This is a genomic window from Streptomyces violaceus, assembly GCF_036014075.1.
Taxonomy (GTDB): domain Bacteria; phylum Actinomycetota; class Actinomycetes; order Streptomycetales; family Streptomycetaceae; genus Streptomyces; species Streptomyces violaceus.
Genome location: NZ_CP107911.1, coordinates 4,309,122 through 4,328,252, shown reverse-complemented (window position 1 = coordinate 4,328,252; position 19,131 = coordinate 4,309,122). Strand labels below are relative to the sequence as shown.

The window sequence follows — 19,131 nt, the reverse complement described above, 5'->3', positions numbered from 1 at the left end:
GTCAGGCGGGAACGATGTTCTCGGCCTGCGGGCCCTTCTGGCCCTGCGTGACGTCGAAGGTGACCTTCTGGCCTTCCTGAAGCTCGCGGAAGCCGGAGGTGGCGATGTTCGAGTAGTGGGCGAAGACGTCCGGGCCGCCACCCTCCTGCTCGATGAAGCCGAAGCCCTTTTCCGCGTTGAACCACTTCACGGTGCCAGTTGCCATGTGTATCTCCCTTGGGGGGCAGTACCCGAGATCCGCACTTTGCGGATTCGGGGTCGCTGTGATGATCACCCTCGGAGAGATCCGAAAATCCTCGGAAACTAAAAAGAGTGCTCGTCGACAAAGGTCGATAGAGCACTCGAAGTCTCTGGGAACCAAAACTGCAACACCAGCCAAGGTAGCACAGGTCGAGTCGTGGGGCCCGGGATTGTCGTACCCGAGGTGGACCCGCGGCCCGGTCGTACTGCGTTCTCAGTAGCCCGGATTGTCGGCAGCCGCACGACGACGCGGGAGCCTTGCCACGGACACGCTGGGCGGACGATCGACACCGGATGTGGAGACCTGCTGCCGTGGCAACTTTCCTGTATCGAGTGGGCCGTCTGGCCTTCCGGCGACGCTGGTACGTCGCCCTGGTCTGGGCGGCCGTCCTGGCCGCCGTGGGGCTCGGCGCCCTCAAGGCGCCGGGGGCGGTCGACGAGGAGTTCTCGATGCCCGGCATCGAGTCCCAGAAGGCGTTCGACCTCATGGAACAGCGCTTCCCCGGCGCCACGGCCGACGGGGCGACCGCCCGGGTCGTCTTCATCGCGCCGGGCGGCGAGAAGGTGACCGCCGCCGAGAACAAGGAGGCCATCGAGAAGGCCGTGACCGGACTGGGCGACGGCACGCAGGTCGCGAGCGCCGTCGACCCGTTCCAGGCGAAGACGATCAGCAAGGACGGCTCGACCGCCTTCGCGACCGTCACCTACAAGGTCAAGTCCACCGACCTCACCGACGGTAGCCGGACCCATCTGGAGCACACCCTCGAGGGAGCCCGGGACGCCGGGCTGACCGTCGAGGCGGGCGGCACCGCGCTGGCCGCCGAGGGCGGGCCGGGCGGTACGGCCGAGGTGATCGGCGTCACGATCGCAGCCGTCGTGCTCCTCGTCACCTTCGGCTCGCTGGCCGCCGCCGGGCTGCCCCTGCTGACCGCCGTCATCGGTGTCGGCGTCAGCATGGCCACCATCCTCGCCCTGTCCAGTGGCCTCGGCCTGTCCACCACCACCGGCACCCTGGCGATGATGCTTGGCCTCGCCGTCGGCATCGACTACGCCCTGTTCGTGGTGTCCCGCTACCGGGAGGAGCGCGCCAAGGGCCGTACGCCGCAGGAGGCGGTCGGCATGGCCGTCGGCACGGCCGGGTCCGCGGTGGTCTTCGCCGGGCTCACCGTCGTCATCGCACTGGCCGGGCTCGCCGTGGTCGGTATCCCGATGCTCACCAAGATGGGCCTGGCCGCCGCGGGCGCGGTCGTCGTCGCCGTGCTGATCGCGCTGACCCTCGTCCCGGCGTTCCTCGGCTTCTGGCCGAACGCGGTGCTGCCGCGCCGGGCCCGCAAGAGCGGCCGGATCGAGGAGAGCACCGAGACCAACGGCGGAGCCCGCTGGGCCCGGTTCGTCCTGCGCCGCCCCATACCCGTCCTGCTCCTCGGCGTCGTCGGCCTCGGCGCCCTCGCACTGCCCGCGGCCGACCTCCAGCTGGGCATGCCCGGGGACGAGGCCAAGCCCACCTCCACCACCGAGCGCCGGGCCTACGACGCGCTCGCCGAGGGCTTCGGGCCGGGCTTCAACGGGCCGCTGACCATCGTCGTGGACGGCGAGGGCGCCACCGACCCCAAGGGGGCCGCGGACTCGATCGCCAAGGAGATCGGCGCCACGAAGGGCGTCGTGTCCGTCTCCCCGGCGCGCTTCAACGACACCGGCGACACCGCCGTCTTCTCCGTCGTGCCGTCCACCGCGCCGACCGACGAGAAGACCAAGACCCTGGTGAAGACCATCCGGGACGAGCGGCCCGGCATCGAGTCCGGCACCGGCGCGAGCTACGAGGTGACCGGCAGCACCGCGATGAACATCGACATCGCCGAGAAGGTGCAGGCCGCGCTGGTCCCGTATCTGATCGTGGTCGTCGGTCTGGCGATCGTGCTGTTGCTGGTGGTCTTCCGGTCGCTGCTCGTCCCGCTCAAGGCGGCCCTCGGCTTCCTGCTGTCGGTGCTGGCCTCGCTCGGCGCGGTCGTCGTGGTCTTCCAGCAGGGCCACGGCGCGGAGCTCCTCGGTGTGGAGCAGACCGGCCCGATCATGAGCCTGATGCCGATCTTCCTGGTGGGCATCGTCTTCGGCCTCGCTATGGACTACGAGGTGTTCCTCGTCTCACGGATGCGGGAGGCCCACGTCCACGGCGAGTCGCCCGTGCAGGCGGTCACGTCCGGCTTCCGGCACAGCGCCCGCGTGGTCGTCGCGGCTGCCCTGATCATGATCGCGGTCTTCGCCGGGTTCGTCGGCGAGAGCGACTCCATGATCAAGATGATCGGCTTCGGGCTCGCCTCCGCCGTCCTCTTCGACGCCTTCGTCGTCCGGATGGCGATCGTGCCCGCCGTGCTCGCCCTGCTCGGCGGCAAGGCGTGGTGGCTGCCGAAGTGGCTGGACCGGGCGCTGCCGCGCGTGGATGTGGAGGGAGAGGCGCTCAGCCGCCGGCCCGGGACGGATCCGGCCCCGGACGCCGCACCCGATCGGGAACCGGCGCGCACCTGACGCACCCCCTCACCAGGGCCGCCCGTGGCGAAGGACACGGGCGGCCCCCGGGCGTTCCCGCCCGGAGTCGACCACGATGGTCCCAGCCCACCGACCGGAGAGCCCGATGAGTATCAGTCTGGAGCGGCGCTACGCGGATCGCCTCGAGGAATTCTCGGCACGCCACGCGTTCCTCGTCGATCTGGCGATGGTCCTGGCGCTGATGGGCTGCGCGGCCCTCGGCAGTTCGATCACCCTGCCCAGCGCCACCCCGCCGGACCAGGACAAGACCGCCACCGTCCTCATGGGGGTGGCCTGTCTCGCCCTGCTCAAGCACCGCACACACCCGCGCACCGCCGTCGTCGTGTCCGGGGTCAGCACGGTCGCCGCGGTCGCGCTGGGCTACCTGGTCACCCCCCTGCTGCTGGCACCGGTCATGGCGGCGCTCTACTGGCTGGCCGCGCTCACCGACCGCAGGTCCACCCGCGTCTACGGCCTCACCACCCTGGTGGCGCTGACGCTCGCGGCCGTGTTCTCCGACTCCATGAACCACATCTCGCTGTTGCTCAGGACGATCGGCCCGATCTTCTGGCTGATGCTGCCGCTCGCCGCCGGCAAGACGACCCAGCTGCGGCGCGCCTACCTCCAGTCGGTGCAGGCCCGTGCCGAGCACGCCGAGCGCACCCGGGAGGAGGAGGCCCGCCTGCGCGTCACCGAGGAACGGATGCGCATCGCCCGGGAGCTCCACGACGTCGTCGCCCACCACATGGCCCTGGCCAACGCCCAGGCCGGCACGGCCGCGCACCTCGCCCTCACCAACCCCGAGCAGACCCAGAGGATCCTCACCGACCTGACCGGCACCACGTCCTCCGCGCTGCGGGAGCTGAAGGCCGCGCTCGGCCTGCTGCGCGACAGCGACGACACCCCCGGCTCCGCGGTGCTGGAACCGTCCCCGGGCCTGGGCCGGCTGCCCCAGCTGGTCGCGGCGTGCGGGTCGGCGGGCCTTCAGGTCACCGTCACCACGGAAGGGGAGCCGCAGCCGCTCTCCCCGGGGGTGGACCTGACGGCCTACCGGATCGTGCAGGAGGCCCTCACCAACGTCACCAAGCACGCCGCCACCGAGGCCGCTCACGTCCGCCTCGCCTACACCGGCTCCCGCCTGCTGATCACGGTCGTTGACGAAGGCCCCGGCAAGCCGGAGCCCGCCAAGGGCCGCGGCTTCGGCGTCATGGGCATGCGCGAACGCGCCCACTCCATCGGCGGCGAACTGTGCGCGGGCCCCCGCCCCCAGGGCGGTTTCGAGGTCACCACCGCGCTGCCACTGCAACCCTCCACCGACCTCGCGGAAGGAACCACGCCATGAGCATCAGGGTGCTGCTCGCCGACGACCAGGCCCTGCTGCGGGCCACGTTCCGGATCCTCATCGACTCCTGCGCGGACATGGAGGTGGTCGCCGAGGCCTCCGACGGCGCGGAGGCGGTGGAGCTGACCCGCGTCCACCGCCCCGACATCGTCCTGATGGACATCCGCATGCCCGGTACCGACGGCCTCACCGCCACCGCGGCCCTCTGCGCCGACCCGGAGCTGTCCGCGACCCGCGTCCTCATCCTGACCACCTTCGAGACCGAGGACTACGTCGCCCAGGCCCTGCGCGCGGGCGCCAGCGGCTTCCTCGGCAAGGACGTCACCGCCGACACCCTGCTGACCGGTCTGCGCACGGTGGCCTCCGGCGAGTCGCTCCTCTCACCCGCCGCCACCCGCTCCCTCATCACCCGCTTCCTCCTGGCGCCCGCCCCCGGCACCCACCTGGCGCCGCCGGAGCGCCTCGCCGACCTCACGGTCCGCGAACGCGAGGTGATGGCCCTGGCCGCGGACGGCGCGTCCAACACCGAGATCGCCGAGGACCTCACGCTCAGCCCGCTGACCGTCCGCACCCACATCCACCGGGCCATGACGAAACTGGGCGCCCGCGACCGTGCGCAACTGGTCGTCATCGCCTACCAGACGGGCCTGGTACGGGCGACGCCGCCCACGGCGTGAGGGCGCTGCCCACTACGGCCTGCCGTAGGTCGCCACCATGATGTCCTGGGCCACCTTGTTCATGTCCTGGCCCTTGGCGTCCGTGGAGTTGACGCTGTAGACGAGGGTGCGCGAGCCGTTGCGGGTGGCGGCGATGGCCGCGTTGTACCCCCAGCGCCCGCCCGTCTTGCCCCACACCTCGCGGCCGCCCAGCACCTTCATCGAAAGACCGACGGAGTACGCGGCCGGCTCCCCGGTCTTGAAGTCGGCCACCTTCGGCAGGGCGAACATCTCCTCCAGCAGCGGGCCGCGCACGATCCGGCCCTTGAACAGGGCCTGGGTGAACCGCTCCAGGTCGGCCGTGGTCGAGATGATGTCCCCGGCCGCCCAGGCGTCCGTGGCCCCCCACACGGACACGTCACGGAGCCCGACCGTGCCGTCGTCGAGCCGCATCGTCTGGTAGCCGTGGTTGTGCGGCCCGACGATCCGCGGGTTCGCCCCCGGGTAGTAGGTGTCGTGCAGCTCCAGCGGCTCGAGCACCCGCTCGGCGACCTGATCCTCGTACGAGTCACCGGTGACGCGCTCGATGAGCAGACCGGCGATCGTGTAGCCCATGTTGTGGTAGTGCTGCCGCTCGCCCGGCGTGAACTCCGGCGGCTTCGACGTCGCCGAGCGGACCATGGCGCGCGGGTCGTGCACCTGGAAGCGGATCTCGTACGACTCCTCGACCGTGGTGGCGGGGAAGTCGGCGAGCGGGATGCCGTGCGTGTGGTTCAGGAGCTGCCGGACGGTGACGTTCTTGTACGCCGCCGGGATCAGGTCCGGGAGGTAGGAGCGGGCGGTGCGGTCGAGGTCCAGTAGGCCCTTTTCGGCCAGTTGCAGGGCGACCGCAGCCGTGAAGACCTTGGTCACGGAACCGGCGCGGAAACGGGCGGCCGGGTCGGCGGGCCGGTTGCTCCGCAGATCGTGCACACCTGAGCTGCCCCGCCACACACCCTCCTTGCCGCCGACCCGCACGAGGGCGGCTGTCGCGTCGGCGGTGGGGAGGCCCGCGATGGCGGCTTCGAGGGCGGGGTTCGGGGACTGCGCGGACACCGCGGAGGACACGGTGGCCGGGGCGGCCGGGGCGGCCGGGGCGGAGGCTGCGGCCGGGAGGGCCGATGGCCCCGCCACGACTCCCACGACGAGGACGGCGGCGGTCAGTAAACGGATACGGGGCATGGTCAACTCCGTTGGCGTGGGCCGGTGTTGTGAACGGCTCCATCCTCCGGACCAGTCGTTTCCCGCGGATCGCCCCGGTGGGCGGTTCCGGCGCGTCAGTTCCTCGCCGACGTGGGGGAGGGACCGGCCGGGCCGGCTCCCCCGGGCGGGGGATCACCGGCCGCGATCAGCCCCGTCTCGTACGCGCAGATCACGGCCTGGATCCGGTCCCGCAGCCCCAGCTTCGCCAGCACGTTGCCGACATGCGTCTTGACCGTGTGGTCGCTGACCACCAGCTCGGCGGCGATCTCGGCGTTCGACAGGCCCCGCGCGAGCAGCAGCAGCGTCTCCCGCTCCCGCCCCGTCAGCGCGTCGAGGCGGGGATCGGGCCGACGGGGCCGGGCGGCGGCGGGCCGTGTGTACTGCTCGACCAGACGCCGGGCCACGGACGGCGCGAGCAGCGAGTCGCCCCGGGCGACGACCCGTACGGCGTGCACGAGATCGTCCCGGCGTACGTCCTTGAGCAGGAAGCCGCTCGCGCCCGCGTGCAGCGCCTCGTAGACGTACTCGTCGGAGTCGAAGGTCGTGAGCATCACGGTCCGGCAGTCGCCCAGGGCGCTGATCGCGCGGCAGGCCTCGATCCCGTCCATGCGCGGCATCCTGATGTCCAGCAGCACCACGTCGGGCGCGTGCCGCCGCACCGCCTCGACCGCCTCGGCCCCGTCACCGGCCTCCGCGACGACCTCGATGTCCGGCTGGGCGTCCAGGATCATCGCGAAGCCGCTGCGCACCAGCTCCTGGTCATCGGCCACCACGACACGGATCGTCACCGCGCCACCTCCGCGGCGGCCGGTGCGGGTATCCGTACGCGCACCTCGAACCCCCGGCCGTCCGGGCCCGCCCCCACCACGGCGGTGCCACCGTGCACCGCGGCCCGCTCGCGGACACCGATGAGCCCGTGCCCACCGCCGCCGGACCCCGGCTGCGGCCCACGTCCGTCATCCGTCACTCGCACATCCAACTCGCTGTCTCCATAGGTGAGTCGCACGGTCACGGTACGGGCGTCCGCGTGCCGCAGGGTGTTGGTCAGGGCCTCCTGGACGACCCGGAAGACGGTCGCGCCGATCACGTCCGGCACCGGCCGGACGGCCCCCGCCGTCCCGTACACCACATCGAGACCACCACTGCGCACCCGTTCCAGGAGGCCGGGCAGCTCGGTGAGCCCCGGCTGCGGCGCGCGCGGAGCGGTGTCACGGCCGTCGCTCTCCTCAGCGCCCTCCCGCAGCACGCCCAGCATCCGGCGCAGCTGCGTCATGGCGTCCCGCCCGGTCGCGGAGATCGCGTCGAAGGCGGCCTCCGCCCGCTCGGGCGCGGCACGCACCGCCACCGGCCCGGCCTCCGCCTGCACGATCATCAGGCTCACCGCGTGGGAGAGGATGTCGTGCATCTCCCGTGCGATCCGGGCCCGTTCGCGGGCGGCGGCCTGCTCGGCCTCGACGCGGTTCGCCCGCTGACGGGCGTCGGTGAGCCGCCCGAGGACATAGGCGGCCGCGAACACGAAGGCGGAGAAGGTCAGTTCACGTGCGGACCGGGTGTTGAGCCACACCCCCACCGGCACCGCGACCAGCAGCACGCCCCCGGTGACGAGCCGTTTCCGCACGGGCGACAGCGCGGCAATCGTGTACACGACCACAAGCCCGGTGTACGGCAGCGGCTGCCCGGGCCCGTCCACGGACAGCCCGTACAGCGCGTTGGTGGCCAGCACCGCGAACAGCACGGCGACGGGAGCGCGCCGCCGCCAGACCAGGGGCAGCACGGTGAGTGTGCTCAGCCCGTACGCGCCCCAGGTCGCGGGCGGCAACCCGGCCGCACGCGGCACGACGAACGGCATGGTCATCGCGCACTGCACGAACAGCGCGATACCGACATCGACGACGAGCGGATTGGCCGCCGTCAGAGCCCGTCCCCGCTCCCACCACTGCCGTATGTTTCCGCGTATGCCCCCCACGCCTCCACACGGTAGCGGCCCGACGCGTCCATGAAGGAGCGGCTGTGAGCGGCACGGGTCAGTGCATCGGGCGCGCCAGTTCGCGGACTTCGAGGTACAGCTCCCGCTCGGCTTCGAGCCGGACGTTGAAGCCGTGGGTACCGCTGGGCGGAGAGGTGGCGAAGAACGATCCGTCGGCCACCTCCTGGGAAGCCAGCCGGTGGTCCGGGTCGTCGCTCCGCCCGCCGACGTCGAACGGGTCGGCCGTGGTGAAGTGCTCTCTGAAGAACTCGTCCATCGTGGCCGTGTCGTCCGGTAGCGGCTGACCCATGGGGTTCGTCGCCGTACCGGGAACGGCATGGACCTCGAGGATCTGGTCGTAGCTCGGCCAGCCGCTGATCGCGTGCGCGAGGTACAGCGGTCCGCCGTGTCCGAAGCACAGGTATTCCAGCTTGCCGTCGTCGGTCGCACGCGCGTCCACATCGAGCTGGGTGAACTGCACGCAGCGTTCGACGCGCACCTCTGTGTTCCGTGCGAGCGGTGGCGTTCCCTTCGCCCTGCGCTCGAAGTGGCCGCAGTAGATGCTTCCCGCGATGGAGGTCCGCCTCGGGCCGCTCCCGGCCGGATCGAGCTCGGCCATGGGGAAGTGGACGGGGTCGAACGTGTCGTACGGCTCCTCGGGGAACGCGTGGCTGTGCGATCGAAGCGCCTCATGCACGTCCTCGTCCAGCCCCACTTCGAGCAGCACCTGGTAGTTGTGCGGGGTGTCGAACATCGGCAGATGCGAAAAGTAGGTCACCTCGTGACCGAACACCAGCATTCCGTGACCGCCGGTCGTGTCGGGGCTGGGGGGATCGTGATGATCACCGTTCCCATGATGGTCACTCATGGTTACTCCCTTGCGGGGTAGGGCGAGCGAGGAGGGGTGTACGACTCCCCGCCTTCTCACCTTCCAGTATCCGGCGGCGCGGACCCGGCCGCTCGCCACGACCTAGCTCTTCCCGCCCTCGGGCGCCCCCTCCGTGCCGTACAGCCTGGCCGACGCCTCCACATGAGCCAGGCGGCGCAGTGCGCTGAACACCGCCTCGCCCAGGACGGTGCCGATGACCACGCCCTCCACCATGTCCTCGACCGCGACCCGCCGGTCCACGTACGCGAGGTCGGCCTGGGCGACCTGCTCGGCGGCTTCGGCGTAGGTGTCGAGGAGTTCGGCGAAGGTTCCGTGGCCCAGCCGGGTCAGGGCGGCCAGGGCTCTGGAGAGGTCGGTGGCGGCGGGGTTCGACTCGTGGGTGCGCCAGCCGCGCCGGGCGACGAGGTCGGCCACGGCGGCGCGGGCGGCCGTCGATTCGTCGTCGTCGTGGTCGGCGGCCGTGCCGCCCACGCGGTCCGCTGCCGCGCCGAGCACCTTGTGCAGCGGGCGTTCCGGGTCGTCGACGGCCGCCAGTACGTCCGCGATCTCCGCCACCTTCATGCCGCCGACGTCGAGCAGGGCCCGGATCAGCCGGAGCCGGCGTTCGTGTGCCTCCTCGTAGCTCGCCTGGTTACGGCTGGTCAGCTCGCCCGCGGGGAGCAGTCCTTCACGGACGTAGTACTTGATCGTCGGCACCGGCACCCCGGTCTTCCGGCTCAACTCTCCGATGCGCAATGCCGGTTCACTCCCTGTTTTTCGTTTCGTCCGTCGCGCCGGCCCTTGCCGACCTGGCGCCAATGATAGATAGTTCAGCTATCTGATAGCGGATAGTGCCGCTATCCATTCATGGGGAGGGGTGGGCAAGGTGTTGTCCTTACGTACGTCCTGGCATCGGCCACTGGTGGTGTTCTCGGCCGCGATGGCGGTCCTGGCGGTGGTGTCCGCGGTGGGGGTCCTCGTCGACGACCGCGTCCTCGTGGGGGCGCCGATCTGGGCCAAGCCGTTCAAGTTCGCGGTCTCGTTCGTGGCGTACTGCCTCTCGCTCGCCTGGATGCTGGCGCTTCTCCCCGACCGGCGGCGCGTGGGCTGGTGGGCGGGGACCGTCGTCGCGCTGGCCAGCCTCGTCGAGATGGTGATCATCACCGGGCAGGTCGTCCGCGGAAAGCGCAGCCACTTCAACCACGCGACACCGTTCGACGAGGCCCTGTTCAACGCGATGGCCGTCACGGTCGTCATCCTGTGGGCCGGCACGCTCGTCGTGGCCGTGCTGCTGCTCCGGGCCCGCATCGCTGACCGGGCGTCCGCCTGGGCCGTCCGCTGCGGAATCCTCCTGGCGCTGGCCGGGGCCGCCGTCGGCTTCCTGATGACCCAGCCGGCGCCCGGGCAGCAGCGCGGCGTCTCCAAGGTGGTCGGCGCGCACAGCGTGGGCGTGCCGGACGGGGGCCCCTCGATGCCGCTGACCGGTTGGTCCACCACCGGCGGCGATCTGCGGATCCCGCACTTCTTCGGCATGCACGCGCTCCAACTCCTGCCGCTGCTGGTCATGGTGCTGAGTCTCCTGGCCCCGCGTTTCGCCCGGCTGGCCGACGACCGGGTGCGGCTGCGCCTCGTCCTGGTCGCCTCGGGGGCGTACGCCGCCCTCTTCGCGCTGGTCCTCTGGCAGGCGCTGCGCGGCCAGTCGCTGATCCGTCCGGACGGGGCGACGCTGGGGGCGACCGGCCTGATTCTGATCACCGTCGCTCTCGGGGTGTGCGGGGCCTTGCGGACGGGCCGGACCTCGGTCGCGACAACTGCTCTCGTCTCGAAGAACCTCGTGCCATGACCGGCTTCCTCTTCGAACTGTCCTTCCTGCTGGCCGCACCCGTCTGGCTGCTCATGATCTTCGCGCCGGCGTGGGGGCCGACCGCCCGCATCGCCGGGTCACCGCTGACCGTCGTCCCTGTCCTGATCGTCTATCTCGCGCTCGCGGTCCCGGTGTTCCCCGAGCTGTGGAGCGCGGTCAGCAGCCCGGACCTCGGCACCTTCCGCGAGCTGACGGCTCTCCCGGACGGGGCGGGGGCCGTCTGGGCGCAGGTCATCGCCTGGGATCTGCTGATCGGGCAGTGGATGTACCGGGAGGGCAGGCGGCTGGAGATCTCCGCCCTGTTGATGGGGCCGTTGCTGGTGCTCACGGTTCTGCTGTCGCCGTTCGGGTTTCTGGCTTTTCTGGGGGTGCGGGCGGTGAGGGAGCGGCGGCCGGGCCAAGTCCCTTGAGCGGCGGGCCGGTTCCGGGTCAGGCGCGGAGATAGGCCAGTACCGCCAGTACGCGGCGGTGGTCGTCGGGGGCCGATGGGGGGAGGTCGAGCTTCTGGAGGATGCTTGCGATGTGCTTGGCGACGGCGGCGTCCGTGACGACCAGGCGGCGGGCTATGGCCGCGTTGGAGCGGCCCTCGGCCATGAGGGCGAGGACCTCGCGTTCGCGGGGTGTGAGCCGGTCCAGTGGGTCGCGGCGGCGGGCGAGGAGCTGGCGTACGACTTCGGGGTCGACGACGGTCGCCCCGGCGGCCACGCGGGTGACGGCGTCGGCGAACTCCTCGACGTCGCCGATGCGTTCCTTGAGGAGGTAGCCCGTTCCGACGCCGGCGCGACGGTCGTCCAGGAGCTCGTCGGCGAAGGTCTGCTCCACGTACTGGCTGAGGACGAGGACCGCCAGGCCGGGCTGCTCGGCCTGGATCAGGCGGGCCGCGCGCAGTCCTTCGTCCGTCTGGCCGGGCGGCATCCGGACGTCGGTGATCACCAGGTCCGGCCGGTGTTCCCGGGCGGCGGCGAGCAGCGCGGGGCCGTCGCCCACGGAGGCGAGGACCCGGTGGCCGAAGCGCTCGAGCAGATGGACGAGGCCTTCGCGCAGGAGGACGGCATCCTCCGCGATGACTATGCGGAGGGACTGCCACACGGGATCTCCGCCCTGAGGAGTGTGGGCCCGCCGGGCGGGCTGGACAGGAGCATTCTGCCGTCGGCCGCGGCGATGCGGTCGGCGAGGCCGACGAGGCCCGTACCGCGGGCGGGGTCGGCGTCGCCGGAGCCGTTGTCCTCGATGTCGAGGCGGAGCACACCGCCGTGGCAGCGGGCGGTGACACGGCAGCGGTCGGCGCCGCTGTGCCGGGCGATGTTGGTGAGAGCCTCGGCGGTGACGTAGTACGCCGTCTGCTCGACGGTGGCCGGCAGGCGGCCGCGGAGGTCGAGGTCGAGGTCCGTGGGGACCGGGCAGCGTCCGGCGATGTCCCGTGCGGCGGCGGGCAGTCCGCGTTCCGTCAGGATCTGCGGATGGATGCCCCGGATCAGTTCACGCAGCTCGGTGAGCGCCTCCTTGGCGAGGGCGTGGGCCTCGCCGACCTCCTTCGCCGCCGCGCTGCCGGGCGGCAGATCGAGGCCGGCGAGGCCCAGTTTCATGGTGAGGGCGACGAGACGCTGCTGGGCACCGTCGTGCAGATCGCGTTCGATGCGGCGGCGTTCGGTCTCGAAGGCGTCGACGAGGCGGGCCCGGGACCGTACGACCTCGCGCAGTTCGCGGTCCTTCGGGAAGAGCACGGCACGGGCCACGGCGGCGCGGACGCCGGCCCACGCGGCGACGGGGTACGCGGCTACGGGCAGCAGCAGCGCGCCCGCGACGGGGCCGGCCACGGTCTGCCAGGGCGTTGCGGTGGGCTGGAAGGGCGCGAGGAGGAGGAAGCCCGGGATGCCGAGCGAGACCAGGACGACGCCGAGGTCCATCCAGCCGACGGCCAGGACCGACACGACGCCGTAGCCGACGGCCCGTGGGCCGCCGCCCGGAGACTGCGGCCGTTCGCCGCGGTCCACGAGGGAGAGGCGGCGCCGCTCCAGGGGACCCGCGAGGGCGGCGGCGAAGGCCACCACGGCCCCCGCGCACAGCACCCTGGCGATCGTGCCGAGGGGCGCGCCGAACAGTCCGCCGACAGCGATGTACGCGCCGGTCGCGAACATCCCGCCGGACAGCAGGTATCCCAGCGCGCGCCACGGCCAGGCGGTGCGCAGGAACCCCAACGGGCTGCGGGTGAGAGCCTCCAGGACGGTTCGGGGGGTGGTCACGCGGTCGACCGTAGCGGCGCTGGGCGGCCAGGGCAGTAGTGCCAGGTGGAGTATCGGCTCTCGCCCGGGCGGCAATGTGCCGGGCGGTGCGGCTGTCGTTGCCTTGAAGGCATGACCACGACCAACACGACCACGAGGCACGGCACTTCGGCCGTGCCGCCCGTCCGGCTCCAATCGCTGACCAAGCGCTACGGCACCGGCGAGCGCGCCGTCACCGCGCTCGACGACGTGACCCTCGACTTCGCGGCCGGGACGATGACGGCCGTCATGGGCCCCTCCGGTTCCGGCAAGTCCACCTTGCTGCACTGCGCGGCGGGCATCGACCGGCCGAGCGCCGGGGAGGTGCTGATCGACGGTACGGAACTGGGCGGGCTGGACGAGAACGCGCTGACAGTGCTGCGCCGGGAACGGGTGGGGTTCGTCTTCCAGGCGTTCAACCTGGTGTCGGCCCTGACCGCCGCGCAGAACGTCGAACTGCCCCTGCGGCTGGCGGGGTCACGCCCGGCCGCGGACGAGGTGCGGGCGGCCCTCGCCGCGGTCGGGCTCGCGGACCGTCAGGGACACCGGCCGAGCGAACTGTCCGGGGGCCAGCAGCAGCGCGTCGCGATCGCACGGGCGATGATCGCGCGGCCCGCCGTCCTCTTCGCCGACGAGCCGACCGGCGCGCTGGACAGCGGTGCCTCGCGGGTCGTGCTGCGGCTGCTGCGCGACCTGGTGGACGGCCGCGGACAGACGGTCGTGATGGTGACGCACGACCCGGCCGCCGCGGCGTACGCGGACCGGGTGCTGCTGCTGGCCGACGGCCGGCTCGCGGACGAACTGCCGGGCGCCGAGGGCGCCGAGGCCATCGCGGCGCGGACCGCCGCCCTGGAGGTACGGCCGTGATCAGTCTGGCGACGGCGAGGGAGAGGTGGACCTCCTTCCTGGGGTCCTTCGTGGCCGTGGCGCTGGGCGTCGCGGTCGTCACCATGAGCGCGCTGGTCCTGCTGTCGGACGGCACGGGTGTGCCGAGGCGGCTCGCGGGGGCGCCGGTGCTGGTACAGAGCCCGGCGGGGGAGCCGACCGGCGGAGTGTTCACGGAGAACCCGCCGTGGGCACCGGGGCGCGCCGAAGAGCTGCGGCGCAAGCTCGCCGAACTCCCGGGAGTGGCCGCCGCGGTGGCCGACCGGTCCTTCTACGCGCAGACGCCGGGCAGCGAGCAGCGCAAGGGGGAGCGTCAGGGCCACCCCTGGTCGGCCGCGGCGCTCGCCACGTACGCACTGAGCGCGGGCCGGCCGCCGGCCACGGCGGGCGAGATCGTTCTGGACGCGTCCCTCGGGCACGGGCCGGGTGAGCGGGTCACGGTGCTGACGGCGCGCGGGCCGCGGCGCTTCTCGGTGTCCGGGACGATGGACGGCCCCGGCTACTACGTCACCGACCGGAGCGCCGCCGAACTGGCCGGCGGAGTACGGGCCATCGGCCTGGTCCTCGAGCCCGGCACCGACGCCACCCGGGTCGGGGACACCGCGCGGCGGATCGTCGGCGGCGACGGCACGGTCCTGACCGGTGCCGCCCGTGACGCGCTCGCCCCGCGGCAGGACGAGATGACCCGCTGGATCGGCGGCCAGGTGCTCACCGCCATGGCGCTGCTCTCCGCCTTCGTCACGGTCTTCAACGTGTCCTCGACGTTCGCGTTCGCCGTCGCCCAGCGGCGCCGTGAGTTCGGCCTGCTGCGCACGATCGGCGCCACACCGAGGCAGGTGCGGCGGCTGGTGTACGGGGAGGCCCTGGTGGTGGGGGTCGCCGGCGCCGGGGCGGGGGCGGTCGAGGGAGTGGCGCTCGCGCCCGCGATGACCGGGCTGCTGATCGACGCGGGCTTCCAGCCGGCGGGGTTCGAGGTGAGCATCCGCTGGTGGGTACCGGCCGCCGCCTGGGCCCTGGGCGTGGCGGTGGCGCTCGCCGGGGCGGGGGCCGCCTCGCGACGGGCGTCCCGGGTGAAGCCGCTGGAGGCGATGCGGGAGGCGGCGGTGGACAGCCGGCCGATGACCCGCCGCCGGTGGATCACCGGACTGGCGGCCACGGGCCTGGGCGCGGTCTGCTCCGTGGGTACGGCCTTCGCGGGGGCCGACGCCATGGTGCTGCTGGCCCTGGGCGCGGCCATGGGCCTGACGGCCGGGCTGACCCTCCTCCTGCCAGTGCTGGCCGGGCCCCTGACCGGGGTGCTGACCCGGCCGCTCGCCCGACGCCCCGGTGCGACCGCCGTGCTCGTACGCGAGAACATGACCACCGCCGTGCGCCGCACGTCCGCCGCGATCGCCCCGGTGCTGGCGACCGTCGCCTTCGCCGTGCTGATCACCAGCGCCGTGCAGACCACCCAGAGCGCCGACACCACCCGGCAGGCGGCGGCCGTACGGGCCGAGGCGGCGGTCGTGCCCCGGGGGACACCGGGTCTGTCGGACGCCGCGGCCGCCCGGGTCGAGGGCACGGCGCCGCTGTCGACGACGGTCTACGGCGGCGAGGGCAGGGCGGCCCTGTCGGCGGCCGGGGTGTCGCCCGGCTTCGAGCAGGCGTACAGGGTGCGGGCCCCTCGCGGGAACACGGTCGTCGTCACGTCCGCGGTGGCCGCCGCGCACGGCTGGGGAGAGGGCCGTACCGCCGTACTCACCTTCGAGGACGGCCGTGTCGGGCGCCTGCGGGTGACCGCCGTGGTGGACGACTCGATGCCGTACCAGGTCTTCCTGCCGCGCGAACTGGTACGCGCCCACGACCCGTCGGCACTGGCGGACGTCGCCTACCGCACGGGTCCCACTCCCGCCCCGCTCCCCGCCGGGCTCGGCGCCGAGGAGGTGTCGGTGGCGGTGTACGCGGCCTCGGACGACGCCGAGGAGGACCGGCTGGTGTGGCGCTTCACGCTGATCCTCGTCACGATCACGGCGGGCTACACCATGATCGCCGTGGCCTCCACCCTGCTGGCGGCCACCGCCGGCCGGACCCGGGACTTCCGTGTGCTGCGCCTGTCGGGTGCGACACCGCGCCAGGTACTGCTGACGCTCGCGGCCGAGACGTGCTGCGTCGTCACCCTGGGCGCCGCCCTGGGCCTGGTGGTGGCCGCCCCCGCCCTGTTCGGCATCGCCCACGGCCTGCGCGAGGAACTGGGCCTGCCGGTCGAACCGGCGGTGGCCTGGCCCTGGGTCGTGGGCGTGATCACCGGCTGCCTGCTGGTCGCCACGGCGGCCACCGTCCTCCCGGCCCGGGCCGCCCTGCGGCGGATGCGGCGCGCGTGACGGCCCGGGTCCCGGCCGTGGGGTCAGCGGCCGACGGCCGGGCGGAAGGCGTCGCGCACGCCCGACTTGGATGTGGAGACGAACTGGTCGCCCGGACCGAGGTCGTACATGCCGTAGGACGTGTAGCGCAGGACGCTCGGGCAGCTGCCGCCGCCGATCTGGACCGAGCGGGGGTCGAGGCGCTTTCCGGTGCGGAGTTCGTAGATCTTCAGGGGGATCTTGACCTTGTAGAAGGTCACTTGGTGGGGCAGGTACGCGGACTTCTTGTTCTCGTAGCGACAGGTCTGAACGGCGGTCCCGTTCTCCGCCTCGTCCGCGCAGACCACGACGGCGGCCTTGGCGGGGTCGCCGGTGCGCCAGGAGCCGGGGAGCCGGTCGGTGTACTCGGTGTCGCCGAGGAACAGCGCGCGGCCGGAGCCCTTGCGGTACGGCGGGGCTCCGCTGTACTTCGCGGGCTCGGAACAGTAGCCGGAGCTCGCGTCGTAGGAGTCCTCCACCAGGCCGCGCACGTGGTCCAGTTCGATGGCGAGCGTCGCCTCGCGCACGCCGTCGCGGGCCTCGCCGGTGCGGGCGTCGTCCGGGTACGTGTCGAGGAGTCGCTGGTAGTGCGTCCGTGCCTGCCGCCAGGCGTCCTCGGTCATCAGGTGGTCGCCGCAGCCCACCAGGGCGGCCGGTTCCGTGCGTGCCGCGGTGCCGGCGGAGCGGTCCAGGACGTCGTGGCTGGGGCCGCGGTCGCGGAGCCAGGCGGTGAGGGCGGCGGTGTCGCAGGAGTCGTCGGTGGGCAGGCCTTCGAGGAAGGTGTCCAGGGCCGTCCTGACGGTCTGCTCGTTGCCGGGCTCGTTCAGGACGCCGGCGAGCGTGCCGAAGCCTCGCCCGAGGTCCTCGGTGCTGCCCCTGCGCGCGGCGCGGGCCAGGGTGGCCGCCGCCCCCTCCAGCCGGTGGCACGCCTCCACCACCGCGTCGCCGGGTTCCACCACCGGCGCGCCCGCCAGGCGGTGGCCCCACCCCACCTCGCCCTGCGCGGCCACGGCCGCCTCGCAGTCGCCGCCCTCGCGGGCCTCGGTCACGCGGTTCTCGATGCCGTACGCGTCGATACGGAGCAGGGAGGCGGTCAGGACGACCGCGAAGGTGAGGGCAAGCGTCCCGGCGCGCTGCCCGCGCCGTACTGCCTGCTCCGGGCGGCGGCGGGCCAGGAACCAGCCGTGGGCGATGCAGGCCGCCCACCACAGGAGCAGCAGGATCTCGTACCGGGTGTCGGCGGTCTTCGCGGTGAGGTCGATGAGCACGACCGTGCCGATCACGGCGATCGCCGTCAACCGCCGTCGGCGCAGCAGCAGATAGCCGAGGCCGAGCAGCGTGGCGTTGCCGAGGGCCACCGCCGACGGGTCGGACGGGGCCGGGGGCCGCGGCGGCTCGGGCGGCTCCGGCGGCAGGGGCGGGCCGGGTGCGTACGCCGGGTACGTCATGCGGGGATCACCCCCGAGGCCGGGCCGCGTGCGGAGAAGTAGTCGTGACCCGACGGGCCGCTCACCATCCACAGGGCCGCCACGTCCAGGCCCGCGATCACGAACGCGGGGAGACTCGGCACCCCGCCCACCAGCGAACCGAGGAAGGCGACGATCATCGACAGGGCCACGAACGACAGGCACACGATGAGCACCACCCGTACCCAGTAGCGCCGCTTGCGCGCCAGTACGACGCAGGCGACCTGGAGTGCTGCCACCCCCCAGAGGAACAGCGCCACGCACCAGGCCATCGCCATCGGCATGAGGAGGTCCTGCCCGTGCTCCAGCTTGCTCCGGTTCTCGTCGATGAGCGCCCAGCCGCCGAACAGGTAGCCCAGCGCATGCCCGCAGACCATCACCAGAGCCAGGATGACGGCCCCGGGCATGCGCACCTTCGGAGAGTCCTGCATCGCGATCACCTCACGCCTTCGTCGTCCGGCAGGTCGTAGACCCGCGCCCAGTCCACTTCGTAGACGGCGCTCTGCAGGCCGTCCCCGTGGAAGTTGTCGAGCTGGATGGTCTGGTGCATCGACGGGGCGCACTGGATGCAGTCGCGGTCCTCGTTCGCGCCGCCGGAGAAGCGGAACCACTCCTCGCCGTCGAGGAAGCCGCGCAGGTGGTCCGGGGTCCACTCGACGGCCACGTTGTGCCACTGCGACAGGTCCACACCGCACTGCCGCGCGTGCTCCTGCTGGACGGGCACGCCCTCCGGGTGCGGGTAGTGCAGGAACGCCTCCGCGCAGTCCTCGCCGGGGGCACCGTTCTCCAGGAAGTCGTACTCGCCGTCCTCGGGGTGCTCGTCGGAGTCCGGCCAAAGGATCAGCAGCGGGTGGTACGTCCGGCCGTTGTCGGGGGCGGTGGCCCGGGAGCGCACGCGGGCCTCCCAGCGGCCGTAGCGCTGCCCGTACTGCGAGGCGAGCCAGCCGGTGTCGCCGTCCGTCTCACCGGTCATACGCAGGATGCCGCCGACGACCCGGGTGTTGGCGTCGCAGCGGCGGCCGTTGCCGCCGTGGCCGGGCCAGCAAGCGCCGGGGCCGCCGCCCGCCAGGCGCCACTTGGCGCGGTCGGGCAGGGCCGGGGCGGCGTCGGAGCCGTAGCCGAACTCGTCCGACCACGCGGGGAGCGGGTCTCCCCAGCCGTACCGCTCCGCCGCGGTTCGCGCGGGGGCGGGTGCCGTGAGTGTCAGCGCGAGGACCGCCGCCCCGAGCCCCACGGCGAGATGCCGATGTCGTCCGTACATGACTCTCCTTCTCGTGGATGCGCGGCGGGCCCGAGCCCTCCCCTCGCGGGGCTCGGACCGCGCCGTGGCCCACCAGAAGTCGACCGCCGTACGGGGTTGTTCGGCAGGCCCTCTACCCGCACCGAACAACCCGGGGGCGCACGCCGCGCCGAGTGGCCTGGAGGAAGCGTGAGAAAAGA

Annotated in this window: 18 protein-coding genes; 7 read left to right on the top strand and 11 right to left on the bottom strand. The window is 72.6% G+C overall.

Translation table 11 applies throughout. From position 1 onward, the window contains the following. Nucleotide 1 precedes the first annotated feature (1 nt). The gene (locus OG542_RS19400; protein WP_030846597.1) at nucleotides 2-205 is read right to left on the bottom strand and encodes a cold-shock protein; all 204 of its coding nucleotides are present in this window, start codon (nucleotides 203-205) and stop codon (nucleotides 2-4) included. Nucleotides 206-552: 347 nt separating this feature from the next. Between OG542_RS19400 and OG542_RS19395 the strand changes: the two genes are divergently transcribed. The 3 genes from OG542_RS19395 to OG542_RS19385 all read left to right on the top strand — a co-directional run bounded on the left by OG542_RS19395 (nucleotide 553) and on the right by OG542_RS19385 (nucleotide 4,782). Beyond that, nucleotides 553-2,763 (top strand): MMPL family transporter, encoded by a 2,211-nt coding sequence (locus tag OG542_RS19395; protein WP_328412522.1) that lies wholly within the window; start codon nucleotides 553-555, stop codon nucleotides 2,761-2,763. Nucleotides 2,764-2,869: 106 nt separating this feature from the next. Then, entirely contained in the window at nucleotides 2,870-4,105 is a 1,236-nt protein-coding gene (locus OG542_RS19390; RefSeq protein WP_328412520.1) for a sensor histidine kinase, read from the top strand. Further along, nucleotides 4,102-4,782 carry a response regulator transcription factor gene (locus tag OG542_RS19385; RefSeq protein ID WP_311126807.1) on the top strand — a complete coding sequence of 227 codons (681 nt, stop codon included), beginning with the start codon at nucleotides 4,102-4,104 and terminating at the stop codon, nucleotides 4,780-4,782. Before OG542_RS19390 ends, OG542_RS19385 begins: the two co-directional genes overlap by 4 nt. Nucleotides 4,783-4,794: 12 nt before the next feature. On the opposite strand, the gene OG542_RS19380 is transcribed toward OG542_RS19385, so the two are convergent. The 5 genes from OG542_RS19380 to OG542_RS19360 form a co-directional block, all read right to left on the bottom strand. Then, the gene (locus OG542_RS19380; protein WP_328412516.1) at nucleotides 4,795-5,982 is read right to left on the bottom strand and encodes a serine hydrolase domain-containing protein; all 1,188 of its coding nucleotides are present in this window, start codon (nucleotides 5,980-5,982) and stop codon (nucleotides 4,795-4,797) included. Nucleotides 5,983-6,077: 95 nt separating this feature from the next. Further along, complete coding sequence (locus OG542_RS19375) at nucleotides 6,078-6,791, bottom strand: response regulator transcription factor (RefSeq protein WP_328412514.1); 714 nt, start codon at nucleotides 6,789-6,791, stop codon at nucleotides 6,078-6,080. Next, complete coding sequence (locus OG542_RS19370) at nucleotides 6,788-7,969, bottom strand: sensor histidine kinase (protein ID WP_328412512.1); 1,182 nt, start codon at nucleotides 7,967-7,969, stop codon at nucleotides 6,788-6,790. Before OG542_RS19370 ends, OG542_RS19375 begins: the two co-directional genes overlap by 4 nt. 58 nt (nucleotides 7,970-8,027) lie before the next feature. Further along, nucleotides 8,028-8,837 carry a hypothetical protein gene (locus OG542_RS19365; RefSeq protein WP_328412510.1) on the bottom strand — a complete coding sequence of 270 codons (810 nt, stop codon included), beginning with the start codon at nucleotides 8,835-8,837 and terminating at the stop codon, nucleotides 8,028-8,030. Between the two features lie 102 nt (nucleotides 8,838-8,939). Continuing rightward, a complete protein-coding gene (locus tag OG542_RS19360; RefSeq protein WP_311126812.1) occupies nucleotides 8,940-9,593 on the bottom strand; it encodes a MerR family transcriptional regulator in 654 nt (217 codons plus the stop codon). A 184-nt stretch (nucleotides 9,594-9,777) separates the two neighbouring features. Here OG542_RS19360 and OG542_RS19355 point away from each other — a divergent pair, with 184 nt between their 5' ends. Both OG542_RS19355 and OG542_RS19350 read left to right on the top strand, forming a co-directional pair. Further along, nucleotides 9,778-10,680, top strand: coding sequence for a hypothetical protein (locus OG542_RS19355; RefSeq protein ID WP_328418003.1), 903 nt, complete (start codon nucleotides 9,778-9,780; stop codon nucleotides 10,678-10,680). Continuing rightward, entirely contained in the window at nucleotides 10,677-11,111 is a 435-nt protein-coding gene (locus OG542_RS19350; protein WP_328412506.1) for an ABA4-like family protein, read from the top strand. Before OG542_RS19355 ends, OG542_RS19350 begins: the two co-directional genes overlap by 4 nt. A gap of 19 nt (nucleotides 11,112-11,130) precedes the next feature. On the opposite strand, the gene OG542_RS19345 is transcribed toward OG542_RS19350, so the two are convergent. Together OG542_RS19345 and OG542_RS19340 are read right to left on the bottom strand one after the other, a co-directional pair. Beyond that, complete coding sequence (locus tag OG542_RS19345) at nucleotides 11,131-11,790, bottom strand: response regulator transcription factor (protein WP_328412504.1); 660 nt, start codon at nucleotides 11,788-11,790, stop codon at nucleotides 11,131-11,133. After that, the gene (locus OG542_RS19340; protein ID WP_328418001.1) at nucleotides 11,769-12,899 is read right to left on the bottom strand and encodes a sensor histidine kinase; all 1,131 of its coding nucleotides are present in this window, start codon (nucleotides 12,897-12,899) and stop codon (nucleotides 11,769-11,771) included. Before OG542_RS19340 ends, OG542_RS19345 begins: the two co-directional genes overlap by 22 nt. A gap of 156 nt (nucleotides 12,900-13,055) precedes the next feature. On the opposite strand from OG542_RS19340, the gene OG542_RS19335 reads away from it, so the two are divergent. Together OG542_RS19335 and OG542_RS19330 are read left to right on the top strand one after the other, a co-directional pair. Further along, nucleotides 13,056-13,829 (top strand): ABC transporter ATP-binding protein, encoded by a 774-nt coding sequence (locus tag OG542_RS19335; protein WP_328412502.1) that lies wholly within the window; start codon nucleotides 13,056-13,058, stop codon nucleotides 13,827-13,829. Next, nucleotides 13,826-16,207 carry an ABC transporter permease gene (locus tag OG542_RS19330; RefSeq protein ID WP_328412500.1) on the top strand — a complete coding sequence of 794 codons (2,382 nt, stop codon included), beginning with the start codon at nucleotides 13,826-13,828 and terminating at the stop codon, nucleotides 16,205-16,207. The genes OG542_RS19335 and OG542_RS19330 overlap by 4 nt, the downstream gene beginning before the upstream one ends. A 23-nt stretch (nucleotides 16,208-16,230) precedes the next feature. On the opposite strand, the gene OG542_RS19325 is transcribed toward OG542_RS19330, so the two are convergent. From OG542_RS19325 to OG542_RS19315, 3 genes are read right to left on the bottom strand one after another with little or no spacing between them, the layout of a single operon-like run. Further along, complete coding sequence (locus tag OG542_RS19325) at nucleotides 16,231-17,673, bottom strand: hypothetical protein (RefSeq protein ID WP_328412498.1); 1,443 nt, start codon at nucleotides 17,671-17,673, stop codon at nucleotides 16,231-16,233. Then, on the bottom strand, nucleotides 17,670-18,122 hold the full coding sequence (locus tag OG542_RS19320; protein ID WP_328412496.1) for a hypothetical protein: 453 nt from the start codon (nucleotides 18,120-18,122) through the stop codon (nucleotides 17,670-17,672). The genes OG542_RS19325 and OG542_RS19320 overlap by 4 nt, the downstream gene beginning before the upstream one ends. A 5-nt stretch (nucleotides 18,123-18,127) precedes the next feature. Further along, nucleotides 18,128-18,952, bottom strand: coding sequence for a glycoside hydrolase family 16 protein (locus OG542_RS19315; RefSeq protein ID WP_328412494.1), 825 nt, complete (start codon nucleotides 18,950-18,952; stop codon nucleotides 18,128-18,130). Between the last annotated feature and the right edge of the window lie 179 nt (nucleotides 18,953-19,131).